Source organism: Ectopseudomonas oleovorans (assembly GCF_029845265.1).
In the GTDB taxonomy this organism is placed as follows: domain Bacteria; phylum Pseudomonadota; class Gammaproteobacteria; order Pseudomonadales; family Pseudomonadaceae; genus Aquipseudomonas; species Aquipseudomonas oleovorans.
The window spans coordinates 67,601-84,819 of record NZ_JAOCLK010000001.1; the positions used below are offsets into that span (position 1 = coordinate 67,601).

The window sequence follows — 17,219 nt, forward strand, 5'->3', positions numbered from 1 at the left end:
TCTTCGTTCCCGCGCTCAGCCGCACATCGACATCGCCAGCGGTAGCTGCAGATGCAGCAGCACCGAGGCCAGCGGCGAACGGCTCACCACATACAGCAGCAGTGCCAGCGCCAGCGCGACAGGCAGTCCCAGCCAGGCGCCGCCGCGCCCCGGCCTGTCCGTCGTCCGCAGGCCGAACAGCGCCAGGGCCTGGATGGCCATCGCGCACAGCCCGACGGCGGCACTGATCACCAGCAGCGACGCGCTCATGAGCGGCACTCCGCGACGGCGCGCACCGGCTCGCACCACGCCGCCCCGCGCTCGATGACGTCAAAGGCGCGGCCCAGATCCACCTTGAGGTCGTCCAAGGCCTCCAGGCCGACGGACAGCCGCAGCAAGCCGTCGGCGATCCCCGCCGTGTGCCGTTCCGCCTCGCTCAGCCGGCAATGGGTGGTGGTCGCAGGATGCGTGGCCATGCTGCGCGTGTCGCCGATGTTGGTGCAGCGCGCCACCAGTTGCAGCGCATCGATCCACTGCCAGGCCGCGCTCTGGCCGCCCCGCACGCAGAAGCTCAGCAGGCCGCCATGGCCATGCTGCTGGCGGCAGGCGAGATCGCGCTGCGGATGACTCTCCAGGCCGGTGTAGTGCACTTGGAGCACCGATTCGCGGCGACCGATCCAGTCGGCCAGCGCCAGGGCGCTGTCCTGCACGCGCTGCATCCTCACGTCCAGCGTTTCCAGGCTCTTGAGCAGCAGCCAGGCGTTGAACGGGCTGCAGGAAGTGCCCAGGGTGCGCAGCACGCCGCGCAGCTCCTTCATCAGCTCCGGGGAACCGGTCACCACGCCGGCCAGGGCCCGCCCCTGACCATCGATGTACTTGCCCGCCGAATGGATCACCAGGTCGGCGCCCAGGCGGTGGGGGCGCTGGAACACCGGCGTCAGTAGGGTGTTGTCCACCGCCACCAGTGCGCCCCTGGCATGGGCCAGCCGGCAGATGGCGCGGATGTCCCCTACTTTCAGCGTCGGGTTGGACGGCGACTCCAGCACCACCAGCCGTGTCCGCTCGTCGATGGCCTCGGCCCAGCTCGACAGGTCGGTCAGCTCGGCGAACCTGGAGCGGATGCCGAAGCGTCCCATGTAGTGGCGGAAGGCGCTGACCGTGGTGCCGAACACGTCGCGGCTGCAGACGATGCCGTCGCCCTGCTGCAGCAGGGCGTGGCAGAGGCTGGCGATGGCGCCCATGCCGGAGGCGAAGGCGACCGCGTCGTCCGCGCCCTCGAGGTGGGCGATGCGCCTCTCGAAGGCGCGCACCGTGGGATTGGTGAATCGCGTGTACACGTTCCCCTCCTTCTGCCCGCTGAAACGCTCCCACGCGTCCCGGGCGGACGCGAAGGTGTAGGCGGAGGTCATCGCCAACGGCTCGCAGAAGACATCCGTCATGTCGCAGTCGCGGCCGACATGAACGGCCGAGCTGGCGTCGAAGTCGTGCGGGTCCACCGGTTTCGCATGCATGGGTGCCTTCCTCTGGGTCTGTTGACTCACCAATGAGCGGAGCGCTGCCGAGCCCGGCAACCACTCCGTAGCCGGTTCACTCGGTCCGTGCCGCCAGCCTGGGATAGCCCGCCCCTGCGGGGATCAGGAAGAAGGACAGGACAGCGGCGGAAAGGGTCGCGGCGAGCAGCGCCATGACCGTGATCTGGTAGCTCTGGTTGCGGTCGAAATCCAGCGCGCCCAGTTGGGTGACGGCCAGGGCGCCCAGCTGGTGCACCAAAAATAGGATGCCGAACACCTTGCCCTTGATCCGATCCCCGTACAGGGAGAAGCAGAAGGCCGAGGTCAGCACCACGGTTCCCAGGTAGCTGGCGCCGAACAGCGCTGCGAAGAGATAGACCGACAGCGGGCCGGGCTCGAGCAGCAGCACCGCCACCGCGGCGCAGCGCAGCAGGTAGAAGGCGCCCAGCAGCGCGCCCTTGTTGTGGCGCGTGGCCAGCCAGCCGGCGAGCAGGCCGCTGCCCAGCTCCAGCACGCCCAGCAGGCTCAGGCCGCTGGCCTGTATCGAGGCGGGCACCTTCTCGCCCTGCCAGTAGGGCACCAGGTGCACGTCGATGAAGGCCATGGTGGCGCCGCAGCTGGCGAAGCTCAGGGCGAGGATGAAGAAGCGCGGGTCCTTGAGGAGGAACCCCAAAGAGCCGCCCGCATCCCCGTCCCGAGGCGCTTCGGGCATCAGCGGAACCGCCCGCGAGACCCAGTACAGCGCCAGGCTCATGGGCAACGCGAAGAGCAGCCCCACCCAGAGGAACACCCGCTGCCAGGCCACGTCCTGCTCCAGCCAGATCCACAGCGGCGACAGCACGATGAAACCGATGGCGGTCCCGTTGGTGACGATGGCGAAGGCGAAGGCCTTGGAGCGCTCGCCGACCAGGCGGTCCACCAGGATGCCCATGGGCACGTAGGTCATCGCCGCCAGGGCGAAAGCGCCGAACAGCCCGTAGAGCAGCACGAAGAAGCTCAGACTGCCATCGAACAGGGCCACCCCGAGCAGCACCGCGCCGCCGCACAGGCTGCCCAGGGCCACCGTGCGCAACGGCCCGAGGCTGTCGCTCAGCCAGCCCACCAGCGGCGAGGCCAGGCCGATGGTCAGCACGAACAGCGCGCCGGCCAGGGCCAGGCCGGCGCGCCCCTCGCCGAAATGGGTCGCCAGGTCGACGAAATAGACCTGGTAGAGCCCTTTCATGGCGCTGGAAAGGAACATCACCATAAAGCCCACGGCCAGCACCGCAGCCACCAGCGTGGCGTTCAGCTCTCTGCTCATAACCCCCTCCTCTTCGACGGGCGGGCTCGCGACGATGAAATGAAGGGGCTTCAGGCGGGTATCGCGCTCGGCTTGCCGCAATAGACCTGGTACATGTTGTCGTACATCTCGTAGAACAGCCGGCAGGTGGTATCGACCGCCTCAAGCGCCTCCTCCTGCATCCGCTGCGTGGTGCACAGCTCGGAGACGAGATTCAGACCCTCGTTGACATGGCCCACGTCCTCCTTCTGATGCACCGAGAAGAACAGCAGGTCGCGCTCCTGCAGCCCGTAGGCGCGCCCCAGCAGCACATGGCGGGCGTCACCGGCCATCGTCTCGAGGTTCTGCCCCTCGCTGGCGATCATCACCGCCGCAGCGCCGATGTGGTAGCGGGCGGGATCGCTCACCGCTTCCAGGCGGTATCGGATCAACTGGCGGGTGGCGGGCAAGGGCGTCTCGGCCTCGCGCTGCTCGTCGGTGATGCCCAGTGCGCGCAGGAAGTTCTGCATCAGGACCACATGGTTGTCGGTCCTGGACAGGCGCCCGGTCGATTCCTCGTAGCAGTTGATCAGTAGTGCGCGCTTGTGGGAGGGCAGCGGGCAATAGAAGAAGAGATATTCGACGTAGGTCAGAAAGTGCTTGGTCAACTGGTAGCCCTGCAGGGCCACCTTGCGCAGCAGTTCGATGTCCCGGGCCCCGGGCGCCAGCAGCTCCTCGAAGATCGGATGCGACAGGGTCAGGTGCCGATGCAGGCTTTTCTCCAGCACATCGCGGAATTCCCTTTGCGGCAGGATCATGGCTTGTCTCCGTTGGTCTTTCGCTGTTCGTCGGTCGGTACTTCAGAGGGCGTTCAGCCTGGCCGCCAGGTCGTCCACCCGCTGCACCATGTAGTGGCCACGGTGGCTGACGCCATTGACTCGCGCGTAGTCGTTGAGCACCCCGAACGAAGCGAAGCCCAGGGTCGACCAGAGACGATGCGCCCGCGAGCCCTCGCGGACATCCAGGGTCAGCAGCTCGATACCCAGCGTGCGGGCCATCACGACGATCTCCCGGAACGCCCGCGGCACCACCCCGTGCCCCCGGTGGCGCGGATGCACCACACCCTTGCTCAGATTGCCGATATGCCGGCAGTTGGGCATTCCGCTCTGGCTCAGCATCACGAAGCAGACCGGCTCATAGCCATTGCTGCCCAGCAGGGCGTGGGTGCCCCCCTCCTGCAGCCGGGACTGCAGGGACAGGCTGAATTCGACGCCCTGCTCGGGAGTCATCACCCGCTCGTAGCCAAGGGTGCCACCGTCCTCGACGGTGCTGTTGATCAGCTCCACGATCTGCTGCGCCGTATCCGCATCGATCTGGCGCAGCCAGCGCAGGCTGACCGGTAACGCCCTGGCGGGCGGCGTTTCACGCTGCTTGGTCTGGTTCATCGAAGACATTCCCCGCTCCGTACTCGAGGGTGATTAGGCCTGGCGAGCGAAGCGAAAAACAGGCGCAAAGCGGACAGAAAGGGGTCTAATGCTGCCGAGCCGTCCTCGCTCGAAATTCGCCATGCCGTGCCGCGCCATGGACGGCTGAGCAGAGACTGGAATAGTCATGGAGAGAGGCCGTCTGCCGGAATGCGCGGCGAGGTAACGCCCCGCTGCCGCCAGTCGCTGCACGGCACCGCCCTGTGATCTGGCAGAAGCTCACCGCCAGCCTGGCGGGGGACATGCGGTAAGCCATCGGCTTGCAGAGAATGCCCGACTCCTGGAGCGAGCCTTTCCGGGTTCGCTCCGCCTCAGTGGCGCCGCACCAGCAACTGCCCCAGCATGCTCAACAGAACCGCCACGCCGGTGATGGTGGCAAACAACTCGGCGGCGCTCACCGGCAGGTTGTCGGGCAGCTCCACGGCGGTGACGATGCCGAACGCCGAAGCGATACCAACCACCAGACCGGTGACCGCCCCGCCCACCGGCCACCTGGGCCGCCACATAGCCCGGCACCAGCCAGATCAGCCCATAGGCGAGCAGCGCGGCCCCCGACAGATCCCGATGCAGGGTATTGAGCAGGAGGGTCACCAAGGTGAACAACAATGCAAAGCTGAGCATGCCAGCCAGGATCGCGGTCGAGCGCATGCAGGTAGGTCTCCGTTCGCCATCGACATGCCCACCAGGCCCATGCGACGCCCCGTACGCGCCTTCGCCACAATGCAGCGGCTCGCCGGGCCATCCCGCACGATAAGGCAGCGCCCGTCCGAAGGAGTTGCGAGCCGCCTGGCAGGTGCCGAACAGTTCGGCTACGAACCCAAACCCTCGCCCCATCCACCGCATCCGAATCGATTTCGACGGCTGCGCTTGATCGCCTTCCAACCCTAGGGAAATTCGATCCTTAACAAGGAAAAAATCCGGTGGATTTTTAGCGCCCGATTTTTCCTTTCTGGAACAATTGATTACGCTAAGGGTGTTCCCCGCATACGCGGGGATGAACCGGGCATCTTCCACACGATGGAGTGTGCCGGGTGGTGTTCCCCGCATACGCGGGGATGAACCGGCCGCGCTGCTGCTCGTTCGGCTGGTTGTTGCGTGTTCCCCGCATACGCGGGGATGAACCGGCGTGGGCGGCGTGGTCATAGCTGCTTTCGGTGTGTTCCCCGCATACGCGGGGATGAACCGGCGTCGGCCTGTTCCTTGGCATGGGTGGCCAGGTGTTCCCCGCATACGCGGGGATGAACCGACGATGACGGCCAGCGGGAAGAGCTTCACCTAGTGTTCCCCGCATACGCGGGGATGAACCGCTGATCGACAACGCGTCGGCCTGCCATCGGTTGTGTTCCCCGCATACGCGGGGATGAACCGGGAGAGGGGAGGTGAAGGGCGGTTATGCGGGTGTTCCCCGCATACGCGGGGATGAACCGAAAGGCCCCGGTGAGCGGCAACTCACCAGGGCGTGTTCCCCGCATACGCGGGGATGAACCGTACTCGGCCGCATCATACGGCCCATCGACGCCGTGTTCCCCGCATACGCGGGGATGAACCGCCTCGGGCGATCATGTGGGGCTGAGTGCGGGCGTGTTCCCCGCATACGCGGGGATGAACCGTACTCGGCCGCATCATACGGCCCATCGACGCCACCCCGGACCCGGGTGTTCCCCGCATACGCGGGGATGAACCGTGCCGTCAATTTCCGGCCTTATCCAGCGTATCGTGTTCCCCGCATACGCGGGGATGAACCGCACCTGGGGCGCGCAGTGCAGCGGGGAGGGAGGTGTTCCCCGCATACGCGGGGATGAACCGATCCGGCTGATCCTGGCTGCCCAACTGATCAGGTGTTCCCCGCATACGCGGGGATGAACCTTGCCCACGCCCACGGACGGCTCCAGCACGCGCGTGTTCCCCGCATACGCGGGGATGAACCGGCGCGGGATACGTCGTGCTCGGTGCGGTTCACGTGTTCCCCGCATACGCGGGGATGAACCGGTGGATGCTGCCCTTGGCGAAATCCGCCGGCTGTGTTCCCCGCATACGCGGGGATGAACCGCCGATCCTCGGGGCTGTTGCGGATCACGCGCGGTGTTCCCCGCATACGCGGGGATGAACCGAATGGTGCCCATTTGACGACCTTTGGTGATCGGTGTTCCCCGCATACGCGGGGATGAACCGCCCCGGCCGGATTTCGTGACGCCGAGTGAGCGGTGTTCCCCGCATACGCGGGGATGAACCGCCCGGACCCTGCAGTGTCGGCGGCACGCGCTCGTGTTCCCCGCATACGCGGGGATGAACCGGCCGATCAGTGCCGGGCGAGGCTGACAGCGCTGTGTTCCCCGCATACGCGGGGATGAACCGCCCTGCAGGCGCTCCGTCTCCCTGGGCGTCAGTGTGTTCCCCGCATACGCGGGGATGAACCGACGCGAGACTGGGCGAGGTGTCGTCCAGGTCAGTGTTCCCCGCATACGCGGGGATGAACCGACAGTCATCCAGTTGGAGACCGTCCGCCTGGCGTGTTCCCCGCATACGCGGGGATGAACCGTTCTCACCCTGCTGGGACGCCTGGGCGAACGAGTGTTCCCCGCATACGCGGGGATGAACCGGAAACAAGCCCGCCTCCGTCTTGCCCTTGCCGGTGTTCCCCGCATACGCGGGGATGAACCGCGGAGAACACCTCCGCACTGTCACAGCTGGCTCCGTGTTCCCCGCATACGCGGGGATGAACCGCGTGGTTGCCGGGGAGTTCTCGGATAGAGATGGTGTTCCCCGCATACGCGGGGATGAACCGGGTATCTGGCTTAGCCATAGGCGCTGGCAGGTGTGTTCCCCGCATACGCGGGGATGAACCGCCGCCATGGAGGCGAGGGCTTTCTTGCGATATGTGTTCCCCGCATACGCGGGGATGAACCGCGCATGCTGGACGTCCAGAACAAACATACGGCGTGTCCCCCGCATACGCGGGGATGAACCGGAGCCAACTTCGAGCTGAAGATGGCGAATCCGGTGTTCCCCGCATACGCGGGGATGAACCGCTCGACATGAACAGCATGGCGCGGCTGTTTACGTGTTCCCCCGCATACGCGGGGATGAACCGTGGGCGCTGGGCTGGTCTGACGGCACCGCAGCCGTGTTCCCCGCATACGCGGGGATGAACCACAATTGGCCGAGCATTGCGCGGGCGTATCCCTCGCGTCCGCAGAGGAACCGACCTTACTACCCTGCTCCGAACTGCTCCGGCCAATCCCGTCGGGTGAACACCTGCCCCTGCTCACGTACGCGACGGACCTCGTCCAGGTCCAGGTCGGCGATCAGCCAGCGGCTTTGCGCCGGGCAGAGTTCCGGGCTTTCGGCGAGCACGCCGCTGGGCGGCATGCCGTAGTCGGAGGGGACGTAGAGGGCGGCGCGGCCGTAGTTCTCGTCCAGCGCCGGCGACCAGGGCGCGAGGCCGACGGTCGAGGCGTGCAGCACGGCAAGCTGGTTCTCCAGGGCGCGGGCCTGACAGCCGATGCGCACCCGGTAGAAGCCGGCCTCGGTGTCGGTACAGCTGGGCGCGAGGATCAGGTCGGCGCCGTCTTCGGCCAGCCGGCGCGCCAGCAGGGGGAATTCATTGTCGTAGCAGATCAGGATGCCCAGCCGCCCCAGGGGCGTGTCGAATACCCGCAGGCCCTGCCCGCCCTGAATGCTCCACTGCTCGCGCTCGAAGCGGGTCATGATCAGCTTGTCCTGGTGTCCCAGGCAGCCGTCCGGTCCGAACAGCCAGGCACGGTTGCGGTAGGCGCCGTCGGCGTCGCGCACCGGCATGGAACCGGGCTGCAGATGGATGCGCCAGCGCCTCGCCAGTTCCTCGCAGAGCGCCAGCCAGGCCGGGATCAGCGGCTGCACGCCGGCGATGGAGCCGTGCAGGTCGCTGCGCCGGGCCGCATCGAGCTGGCCGCTGAGCACCAGCCCGGCGTATTCGGGCAACAGCAGCAGCTGGGCGCCCTGCTCCACCGCCTCGCGACACAGCGTCTCCAGGTGCCGGGCGTAGGCGTCGAAGGTCTCGTGCAGTTCGATGGCGTACTGGCAGGCGGCGAGGCGGATCATGCACCCAGCTCCTTCAGCCAGAAGGACATGGCCTTGGCGCTTTCCTGGGCTTCGTCCAGGTCCTTCCAGTGGAACTCGGTGCGCAGCGCCGGCTGGTGGCGATAGCCGCGCCGCGCCCAGAAGGCGTCCAGCGGTTGATAGTCGGCTGGCCGCCGCGGATGATCGACGGGGCGCTGCACGGCGCAGAAGGCGCACCAGTCGAAACCGCCCAACGCGCGTGCATGGCCCTCGCGCTCGACGAAGAAGCGCATGCCCAGGCCACGCCCGCGCCAGGCCGGCAGGACCACCGATTCGGCGCAGTAGAAAATCCGCGCCGGATTCCAGCCCGCGGCGGTGAATGGCTGCTGAAATTCCTCGGTTTCATCAGCCAGCGGCAGTGCCGTGGACGCGCCGACCACACGCCCCTCGTCACGTACCAGCACGCACAGGCTATCGGCACTGCGCACGTAGGTGGCCAGGTATTCGGCCTCGTAGTCGAGGTTGCCGTCGTAGAGGTAGGGAAACTCGCGGAACACCTGGATGCGCAGGCGCGCCAGGTCGTCGATATGGGGTTCGATCTCCGCGCCCCGGAGCAGTCGGATATCCATTGCAGTCGCTCGCCAGCAACAGGGTGACGCCAGCAGCTATACCAGCGGTAAACGGTGAACTTATCATGCGGGCCAACGAACCACTAACCACGCCACGAAAGGAACTTAGCCATGACCGCCACCGAACTGGTTCAGGCCTACTACGCTGCCTTCAACGCCGGCGACATGCCCGCCTTCCTCGACCTGTTGGCAGACGACGTGGTGCACGACATCAACCAGGGTGAACGTCAGGTCGGCAAGGCCACCTTCGCCGCTTTCATGAACAAGATGAACCGTTGCTACCGCGAGCGCCTGGATGACATCGTGGTCATGCAGAACGCTGCAGGCGACCGCGCCGCTGCCGAGTTCGTGGTACACGGCGAATACCTGGCCAACGACGAGGGCCTGCCGCCGGCCAATGGCCAGACCTATGTGCTGCCGGCCGGCGCCTTCTTCGAGATCAAAAACGGCAAGGTCGCGCGCATCAGCAACTACTATAACCTCAATGACTGGGTTGCGCAGGTCGGCTGAATATCCTCAGGCCCGGGGCCGAGCCTGGCAGCCGCTCGGTGCCCTGATGCACAACCCCCTCCCAGCTCAGTGAACCCAGTACAGCCCACGTTGCTCGGCCAGCCGCGCTCGCTCCCGATCCAGCTCGGCCCGTAGCTCTTCTTCGCTGGGCAACACCAGCTTGTATTTGCTGGCGAACAGTTGCTCATTGCCCTGCAGCACCGAATAACGCACCACTGACGCATCCCTCTGCGCACAGAGTATGATGCCCACGGTCGGGCCATCTTCCGGGCCGCGCCTGAGGTCATCGAACATGCGCACGTACATGTCCATCTGGCCGATGTCCTGATGGGTCAGCTCGCCGCGCTTGAGGTCAAAAATGACGAAGCACTTGAGCAGGTAGTTGTAGAACACCAGGTCGATATAGAAATCCTTGCTCTCGGTGCTGATGCGCTGCTGCCGGCCGACGAAGGCGAAACCCTTGCCCAGTTCCAGCAAAAAGCTCTGCAACTGGTCGATCAGCGCCTGCTCCAGCTCGCCCTCCAGCATGGTGCCGGCATTGGGCAGGCCGAGGAACTCCAGCAGCACAGGATCGCGCACGAACTCACGCGGGCTCTTGCCCAGGGCCTGCAGCTTGCTCGCCGCCTCCTGCTCGACCGCCGCGCGATCCTGGCTGGCCAGCAGGCGCTCGTAATACAGCGTACCGATCTGCCGCGCCAACGCACGGGTACTCCAGTTCTGCGTCGCGGCCTCGTTCATGTACCACTGCCGTGCACTGTCGCTGTCCAGCTTGAGCAGGATGCGATAGTGCGTCCAGCTCAATTCGTGACGCAGTGCGTCACGAATCGGAAAAGCTTGGTAGAACAGACGCATGTAGCGCAGGTTAGAGGCATCGAAGCCCTTACCGAACTCAGCCGTCAGCTCACTGGCCAGCGTCGGCAGCAGCTTCTTGCCGTAGGCGGCACGCGCCTGCCCAGCCTGCTCGAACTCGACGATATGCCGGCCCACTTCCCAGCAGGTTTGCACCTGAATCGTATCCACGGCCCGCACTGCCTGCTGCCGTGCCTGGCGAATCAGCTCGGCCAGTTCGGTGAGCAGAGGTTGCAGCTTGGGGTCAGCATTGAGTGACGCCATCTTTCCTCCCTGAATGCTCGGTGTTGATCCTGCCAGCGATGGCCCATTCAGTCCGAAACTTACCCACTCAACCGGCCAAGTGCCAGTGTTCGAGCCCTTTGTGAGCGGATTCATCTGCGATGGCCAACGCCGAGACCATAAGCCTGAAACATTTTGCAAAGTCTTAATACAGCGTTAAGCCAGCCCCTCACACAATCGCCCCCAGGTTCATCACCGAGGTTCCGAGCATGGAACTACCCTGGGCGCAGCATGATCGTCCCGTTGCCCGTATCGGGCGCGGCGATAGTTACGAACTCCACCTGGCCTCCCCTGGCAGCGCACGTCGCGTTGCCCTGGAGCAGTTCATCCGCCAACGCTTCGAACTGCAGCACGGCGCACGCATCCGTCACTTCATGCCCTGCCTGTTCGGCCTGGAAAACCAGATCGGGCAGTTGCTCGGCGCAGTCGGCGTGCGCAGCGGCAACAGCGGCCCGCTGTTCCTCGAACGCTACCTGAACGAACCGATCCAGACCGCCATCGGGTCGCGCCTGGGCAATACCGAACCCGGTCGTGGCGAACTGGTGGAAGTCGGCAACCTGGCCGCCGACAGCCCCGGCGCCGCGCGCCTGCTGATCGTCGCACTGACCGACCTGCTGGTGGCTCTGGGTTTTCGCTGGGTCACCTTCACCGGTACCCCGACCCTGCTCAACAGTTTCCAGCGCCTGGGCCTGACTCCAATCGCCCTCGGCGAAGCCGATCCGGCGCGCATGGGCGAGGAGCTGGCCGACTGGGGCAGCTACTACGACAACCGCCCGCTGGTGATGGCCGGCGACATCCACGGCGGCCATCAGCGCCTACTGCAGCTGGGTGCCTATCCGCGTCTCGGTCATCAACCGCTGTATGCCCTGGAGGACATGCCCGATGTGGTCTGCAGCTGAATCCTTCTTCGCCCGCCTCGGCGAGTTCGGTACGCACATCGCCCTGGCCGAAGGCGAACGCACCCTCACCTACGCCGAGCTGCTCGGTGCGGTCGCCGCACGAGGCAGGCACCTGCGGGCCCTCGGCGCCCACCGCGTGGCACTGGCCCTGGACAACGGTATCGACTGGGTGCTGTGGGACCTGGCTGTGCTGCACGCAGGCCTGGTCTGCGTACCGGTGCCGGCGTTCTTCTCTGCCGATCAGCAGCGTCACGTGCTCGACAGTGCCGGCATCGACTGCCTGATCGGCAACGGCGCTCCTGGTTTCGCTACCGTCGAGAACGACATTCATCGACGCATGGTGGCGCAACCGGCCGAGCTGCACGCCGGCACCTGCAAGATCACCTACACCTCCGGCACCACCGGTCAACCCAAGGGCGTGTGCCTGGACCTGGACACGCAACTGGCGGTGGCCGACAGCCTGGTCAAGGCCAGCGCCAGCCGCGAGGTGCAGCGGCACCTGTGCATCCTGCCGCTGGCCACCCTGCTGGAGAACATCGCCGGGGTCTACGCGCCGCTGCTGGCCGGCGCCCGGATCGAACTGATGCCCATGGCCCAGATCGGCCTGACCGGTGCCAGTGGCTTCGACCTGGCGCGCTTTCTCCAGGCGCTGCACGCCGCTCAACCGCACAGTCTGATCCTGTTGCCACAACTGCTGCTGGCGCTGGTCAGCGCCAGCGAGCGCAAGTTGCCGGTACCGCATTCGCTGCGTTTCGTCGCCGTCGGTGGTGGCCGGGTTTCCGCGCAGTTGCTGGAGCGCGCCGACGCGTTGAGTCTGCCAATCTTCGAAGGTTACGGACTGTCCGAATGTGCCTCGGTGGTGTGCCTGAACACGCCCGAACAGCGCCGCATCGGCAGCACCGGCCAGCCGCTTGGCCACCTGCAGGTGAGCCTGGCAACTGACGGCGAAGTGTTGGTCAAGGGCGCCCGCATGCTCGGCTACCTCGGTGAGCCGGCGCCGCAAGGCGAATGGTTGGGCACCGGCGATCTCGGTCATTTCGAGCACGGTTTTCTGGTGCTGCACGGGCGCAAAAAACATCAGTTCATCACCGCCTTCGGGCGCAACGTCAATCCGGAATGGGTCGAGTCCGAGCTGATGCAACAGTTGCCCATCGCCCAGGCCTGGCTGCACGGCGAGGCGCTGCCAGCCAACGTCGCAGTGCTGGTGCCGCGCTTCGCCAATACCCCTGATGCGCAGTTGCAGGAAGCCGTGGACGCCGTCAATCACGGCCTCCCGGACTACGCCCGCGTGCACCACTGGTTGCGCGCCGATGCCCCTTTCAGCGCGAGCAATGACCTGGCTACAGCGAATGGTCGTCTGCGCCGCGCCGCCCTGTTCAACCATTACCAAAGCGCCATCCATGACCTGGTGGCAGAAGGAGTACACGCATGAGCTTCTATGAATCCCTGCTGGCCCAGACCCAGGCCGAGCGCGACTACCTGCTCGGCGCACCGATCATCCAGCAGGCCATGACCGGCCAGGTCGCCCTGCGCAGCTACATTGCCTTCCTTACCGAGGCCTACCACCACGTCAAGCACACCGTACCGCTGCTGATGGCCTGTGGCGCACGCCTGCCGGAACGCCTGGAATGGCTGCGCGAGGCCATCGCCGAGTACATCGAGGAGGAAACCGGCCACCAGGAGTGGATCCTCAATGACATCGCCGCCTGTGGTGCCGATAAAGAAGCGGTGCGCCATGGCACTCCGCAGTTGCCGACCGAGTTGATGGTGGCCTACGTCTACGACCGTATCGCCCGGCACAATCCGGTGAGTTTCTTCGGCATGGTCAATGTACTCGAAGGCACCAGCATCGCCCTGGCCACCCAGGCCGCCGGCATCATCCAGGACAAGCTGCAGTTGCCGAACAAGGCCTTCAGCTACCTCAACTCCCACGGCAGTCTGGACCTGGAGCACATCGAATTCTTCAAGAAGCTGATGAACCAACTGGACAACGACGATGACAAGGCCGCCGTGGTGCACACCGCCAAGGTCGTCTACCGCCTGTACGGCGACATGTTCCGCAGCCTGCCGCTGTCGAGCGAGGAGTAAGGTCATGCAACCGACGGATTGCCGTGCCCTGCTCACCGGTGCCAGTGGTGGTATCGGTCTGGCCCTGGCGTATCGTCTGGCCAGCGAAGGCGCCCATCTACTGCTGGTGGGCCGTCGCCTGGAGCCCCTGCAAGCGCTCCTCAAGCGCTATCCGCAACAGATTCAGCTGGTCCAGGCCGATATCGGCACCCGCGCCGGGCGCGATGCGCTGGTGGCGGCGGCGCAGAACTTCGGTGGGCTGAACTGCCTGATCAACGCGGCCGGAGTCAACCGCTTCGGCCTGCTCGACCAGCAGGACGAGCAGCAGATCGCCGAGCTGATCGGCCTCAACGTCACCGCCACGCTGCAACTGACCCAACGCCTGCTGCCATTGCTGCGCGCGCAACGGCGTGCCCTGGTGATCAACGTCGGCTCCACCTTCGGCGCCATCGGCTACCCCGGCTTTGCCGCCTACTGTGCCAGCAAGTTCGCCGTGCGCGGCTTCTCCGAGGCCCTGCGCCGCGAACTGGCCGACACTCACGTACGCGTCCTCTACTTCGCACCGCGCGCCACCCGCACGTCGATGAACGCCCCTAGCGTGGTGGCGATGAACGATGAGCTTGGCGTGGCCATGGACGACCCCGCGCAGGTGGCCGAGGAACTGCTCGACACCATCCGCCGCGAGCAGGAGGAACGTCACCTGGGCTGGCCGGAACGCCTGTTCGTGCGCCTCAACGGCCTGCTGCCACGCGTGGTCGACCAGGCCCTGCGCAAGCAGTTGCCGATCATTCAACGCTTTGCCCGCCACAAGCACTGAGGAGATTTCCCGTGAACGCATTTCGCACCCTGATCATCGCCGCCCTCGGTTTCACCGCCCTGCCCGCCTTCGCCCTCAGTGACAACGGCCAAGCTCAGTTGCATCAGTTGCAGACACGTTGGGCAGAGATCAACTACCAGACGCCGGAGAAGCAGCGTGAAGAGGCCTTCGCCAAGCTCGTCACGCAAGCCGACGCGGCCCTGGTCAGCGAGCCCAAGGCAGTTGAGCTGCTGATCTGGCGCGGCATCATCCTCAGCACCGAGGCCGGTGCCAAGGGTGGCCTCGGCGCCCTGGGCCTGGTCAAGGAAGCCAAGGCCAGCCTGGAACAGGCGCTGGTCATCGACCCGCAAGCCCTGGCCGGTTCGGCCTACACCAGCCTCGGCAGCCTGTACTATCAAGTACCGGGCTGGCCGATCGGCTTCGGCGATGACGAGAAGGCCGAGCAGATGCTCCAGCAGGCACTGGCGATCAACCCGGAAGGCCTCGACCCCAACTACTTCTACGGCGACTACCTGCAACGGCAGAAACGCTACGAGGAATCCCGCGCCGCACTGGAGAAAGCCCTGGCCGCCAAGGATCGCCCAGGCCGCGAACTGGCCGACAAGGGCCGCCGCGCAGAAGCCACAGCGCTTTTGCGGCAAGTCGAGAGTAAACTCCAGTAACTCGGACGCCCCCCTACAGGAGTTGCCATGCGCATTCTTCTCGTCGAAGACGATCAGGCCCTGGGCGAAGGCATTCGCACCGCGCTGAAACCCGAAGGCTATACCGTGGACTGGCTGCAGGATGGCGCCAGCGCGCTGCACGCCCTGAGCCACGAGAGCTTCGAGCTGGCCATTCTCGACCTCGGCCTGCCGCGCATGGATGGCCTGCAGGTGCTCAAGCACCTGCGCGCCAATGCCAACCCGGTGCCGGTGCTGGTACTCACCGCCCGTGACGCCACCAGCGACCGCATCGCCGGCCTCGATGCCGGCGCCGACGACTACCTGATCAAGCCCTTCGACGTAGCCGAACTCAAGGCGCGTCTGCGCGCCTTGCTGCGCCGCAGTTTCCAGCGCCCGCAACCGGCGCTGGAGTACCGCGGTATCAGCCTCGACCCGGCCAGCCAGGTGGTCGAATACCAGGGCCAGACCATCAACCTGCCGCGCAAGGAGTTCCTCCTGCTGCATGAGCTGCTGATCCAGCCCGGTCGCGTACTGACTCGCGACAAACTGCAACAGGCGCTCTATGGCTGGGACGAGGAAGTGGAGAGCAACGCCCTGGAAGTGCACGTGCACCACCTGCGCAAGAAATTCTTCCCGGAGCTGATCCGCACCGTGCGCGGCGTCGGTTATCTGGTGGACAAATGAGGTTGCTGAAAACCTTCGGCTCCATCCGCACCCGTCTGCTCGCCCTGCTCCTGCTGCTGGTTGCCGGCAGCTTCGGGCTGATCAGTCACAAGATCTACAACGACTCGGTGCATGAAGTACGCGAGCTATTCGACGCCCAGCTGTCGCAGACCGCGCGCCTGCTCATGGGGCTGGTACGCCACGACCTCACCGAGAACGAGCGCCGCGAGATGCAGGCGGTGCTCGACGAAGCGTTGCTGCTGCACAGCTCGCGCAACCCGGACAACCTGCTCGGCCACGAATACGAAGGCAAGCTGGCCTTCCAGATGCTCGACGACGATGGCGAGCTGCTGTTCCAGTCGGCCAGCGCCCCGCCGGGGCTGCTCAACGACATGATCAAGCAGCTCGGCCTGGTATTGCCGGACAACGACCAGCCGATGCAGCAGCGCCTGGCGCAATTGGCCCGCTACCTGATCGGCTACCACACCCTGACCATCGGGGAGCACAACTGGCGCGTGTTCGTGCTGCATGACAGCCGCGATTACCACTGGGTACTGGCCGGAGAGCGCGAGGACGTGCGCGGCGAGCTGATCGACAAGATTGCCAAACGCAGCCTGCAGCCGCTGCTGATCGGCCTGCCCATCGTCGGTCTGCTGCTGTGGCTGACCGTGGGCTGGGGTTTGTATCCGCTCAAGCGCATGGCCGATGCCATTCGCGGCCGCGCCCCGGATAATCTGGCGCCTCTGGTCTTCCCGCCATTACCCAATGAACTGGAACCGATGGCGGCCGCGCTCAACCGCCTGCTGATGCAGGTCAACCAACTGCTGGAACAGGAAAAACGCTTTATCGCCGATGCTGCCCACGAATTGCGTACGCCCTTGGCGGTGCTGCGTATCCACGCCCAGAACGCACTGGAAGCGCCAGACGCAAGCGACCGCGAAGGGGCGCTAAAACAGCTGGGTAGCGGTGTCGACCGAGCGACCCGTGTGGTCGCGCAGCTGCTGACCCTGGCGCGGCTGGATCCCAATGGCGTGCGCCTGAACATGAGTGACCTCGACCTGCTGGCCTTCCTGCGCAGTGAACTGGCCGAGCTGACGCCACTGGCGCTCAATCGCCAGCAAGAACTGATTCTCGACGCCCAGGAGCCCGCCGACTACCAGCTACCAGCCGATGCCCCGAGCCTGGGCATCCTGCTGCAGAATCTGGTGAGCAATGCCGTGCAGTACACCCCGGCAGGTGGCTGCATTCAGGTGCAACTCCAGGCCACGCCGCAAGAGCTGGTGCTACAAGTGCTCGACAGCGGCCCAGGCGTGCCGGTGGAATTGCGCGAGCGCTTGTTCGAGCGATTCTTCCGCGTTGGCGAAGGCCAGGGCGCTGGCCTGGGGCTGTCCATCGTGCGCCGCGTGGTGGAATTGCATCAGGGCAGCATCGCCCTGGACGAGTCACCGCTTGGCGGCCTGCGCGTCAGCGTGCGCCTGCCCCGGCGTCCCGGCGACCATGCTTGAGTGATCGCGACGGCACGTATAAAGATCAGGTATAGCCATACCCAATCGTCAAGATAGAGACAATCC

The 17,219-nt window shown here is 65.5% G+C and carries 17 protein-coding genes and 1 CRISPR repeat array; of the genes, 8 read left to right on the plus strand and 9 right to left on the minus strand.

The window, feature by feature from the left end; all coding sequences use genetic code 11:
* Nucleotides 1-15: 15 nt before the first annotated feature.
* The 8 genes from N5J71_RS00340 to N5J71_RS00375 form a co-directional block, all read right to left on the minus strand.
* Nucleotides 16-249, minus strand: coding sequence for a hypothetical protein (locus tag N5J71_RS00340; RefSeq protein ID WP_108234232.1), 234 nt, complete (start codon nt 247-249; stop codon nt 16-18).
* The gene (locus tag N5J71_RS00345) at nt 246-1,490 is read right to left on the minus strand and encodes a trans-sulfuration enzyme family protein (RefSeq protein ID WP_108234233.1); all 1,245 of its coding nucleotides are present in this window, start codon (nt 1,488-1,490) and stop codon (nt 246-248) included. Before N5J71_RS00345 ends, N5J71_RS00340 begins: the two co-directional genes overlap by 4 nt.
* A gap of 76 nt (nt 1,491-1,566) precedes the next feature.
* Nucleotides 1,567-2,790 carry an MFS transporter gene (locus tag N5J71_RS00350; protein WP_108234234.1) on the minus strand — a complete coding sequence of 408 codons (1,224 nt, stop codon included), beginning with the start codon at nt 2,788-2,790 and terminating at the stop codon, nt 1,567-1,569.
* A gap of 50 nt (nt 2,791-2,840) precedes the next feature.
* Entirely contained in the window at nt 2,841-3,566 is a 726-nt protein-coding gene (locus N5J71_RS00355) for an iron-containing redox enzyme family protein (RefSeq protein ID WP_108234235.1), read from the minus strand.
* A 42-nt stretch (nt 3,567-3,608) separates the two neighbouring features.
* The gene (locus N5J71_RS00360; protein WP_244185567.1) at nt 3,609-4,202 is read right to left on the minus strand and encodes a GNAT family N-acetyltransferase; all 594 of its coding nucleotides are present in this window, start codon (nt 4,200-4,202) and stop codon (nt 3,609-3,611) included.
* Between the two features lie 341 nt (nt 4,203-4,543).
* Nucleotides 4,544-4,738, minus strand: a complete 195-nt coding sequence (locus N5J71_RS00365; RefSeq protein WP_108234236.1) for a hypothetical protein — start codon at nt 4,736-4,738, stop codon at nt 4,544-4,546.
* Between the two features lie 467 nt (nt 4,739-5,205).
* Nucleotides 5,206-7,385: direct repeats of the CRISPR family, unit length 29 nt; unit sequence GTGTTCCCCGCATACGCGGGGATGAACCG.
* A 57-nt stretch (nt 7,386-7,442) separates the two neighbouring features.
* A complete protein-coding gene (locus tag N5J71_RS00370; RefSeq protein WP_279916046.1) occupies nt 7,443-8,312 on the minus strand; it encodes a carbon-nitrogen hydrolase family protein in 870 nt (289 codons plus the stop codon).
* Nucleotides 8,309-8,899, minus strand: coding sequence for a GNAT family N-acetyltransferase (locus tag N5J71_RS00375; protein ID WP_279916047.1), 591 nt, complete (start codon nt 8,897-8,899; stop codon nt 8,309-8,311). Before N5J71_RS00375 ends, N5J71_RS00370 begins: the two co-directional genes overlap by 4 nt.
* 111 nt (nt 8,900-9,010) lie before the next feature.
* On the opposite strand from N5J71_RS00375, the gene N5J71_RS00380 reads away from it, so the two are divergent.
* Nucleotides 9,011-9,409, plus strand: coding sequence for a nuclear transport factor 2 family protein (locus N5J71_RS00380; RefSeq protein WP_104728951.1), 399 nt, complete (start codon nt 9,011-9,013; stop codon nt 9,407-9,409).
* 66 nt (nt 9,410-9,475) lie between these two features.
* On the opposite strand, the gene N5J71_RS00385 is transcribed toward N5J71_RS00380, so the two are convergent.
* Entirely contained in the window at nt 9,476-10,522 is a 1,047-nt protein-coding gene (locus tag N5J71_RS00385; protein ID WP_279916048.1) for a PDDEXK nuclease domain-containing protein, read from the minus strand.
* Nucleotides 10,523-10,749: 227 nt separating this feature from the next.
* Here N5J71_RS00385 and N5J71_RS00390 point away from each other — a divergent pair, with 227 nt between their 5' ends.
* Genes N5J71_RS00390 through N5J71_RS00420 form a run of 7 tightly spaced genes read left to right on the plus strand, consistent with a single transcriptional unit; the run spans nt 10,750 to nt 17,153 of the window.
* Entirely contained in the window at nt 10,750-11,439 is a 690-nt protein-coding gene (locus N5J71_RS00390; RefSeq protein WP_084340580.1) for a thermostable hemolysin, read from the plus strand.
* Nucleotides 11,423-12,871, plus strand: a complete 1,449-nt coding sequence (locus N5J71_RS00395; protein WP_206407662.1) for an AMP-binding protein — start codon at nt 11,423-11,425, stop codon at nt 12,869-12,871. The genes N5J71_RS00390 and N5J71_RS00395 overlap by 17 nt, the downstream gene beginning before the upstream one ends.
* Nucleotides 12,868-13,527 (plus strand): iron-containing redox enzyme family protein, encoded by a 660-nt coding sequence (locus N5J71_RS00400; protein ID WP_106734475.1) that lies wholly within the window; start codon nt 12,868-12,870, stop codon nt 13,525-13,527. The genes N5J71_RS00395 and N5J71_RS00400 overlap by 4 nt, the downstream gene beginning before the upstream one ends.
* Before the next feature lie 4 nt (nt 13,528-13,531).
* Nucleotides 13,532-14,323: an SDR family oxidoreductase gene (locus N5J71_RS00405; protein WP_206407661.1), complete on the plus strand. Its 792-nt coding sequence runs from the start codon at nt 13,532-13,534 to the stop codon at nt 14,321-14,323.
* Between the two features lie 11 nt (nt 14,324-14,334).
* Nucleotides 14,335-14,985, plus strand: a complete 651-nt coding sequence (locus tag N5J71_RS00410) for a tetratricopeptide repeat protein (protein WP_279916049.1) — start codon at nt 14,335-14,337, stop codon at nt 14,983-14,985.
* Nucleotides 14,986-15,012: 27 nt separating this feature from the next.
* On the plus strand, nt 15,013-15,669 hold the full coding sequence (locus tag N5J71_RS00415; protein WP_075749065.1) for a response regulator transcription factor: 657 nt from the start codon (nt 15,013-15,015) through the stop codon (nt 15,667-15,669).
* The gene (locus N5J71_RS00420; RefSeq protein WP_125835483.1) at nt 15,666-17,153 is read left to right on the plus strand and encodes an ATP-binding protein; all 1,488 of its coding nucleotides are present in this window, start codon (nt 15,666-15,668) and stop codon (nt 17,151-17,153) included. Before N5J71_RS00415 ends, N5J71_RS00420 begins: the two co-directional genes overlap by 4 nt.
* Nucleotides 17,154-17,219: the final 66 nt, after the last annotated feature.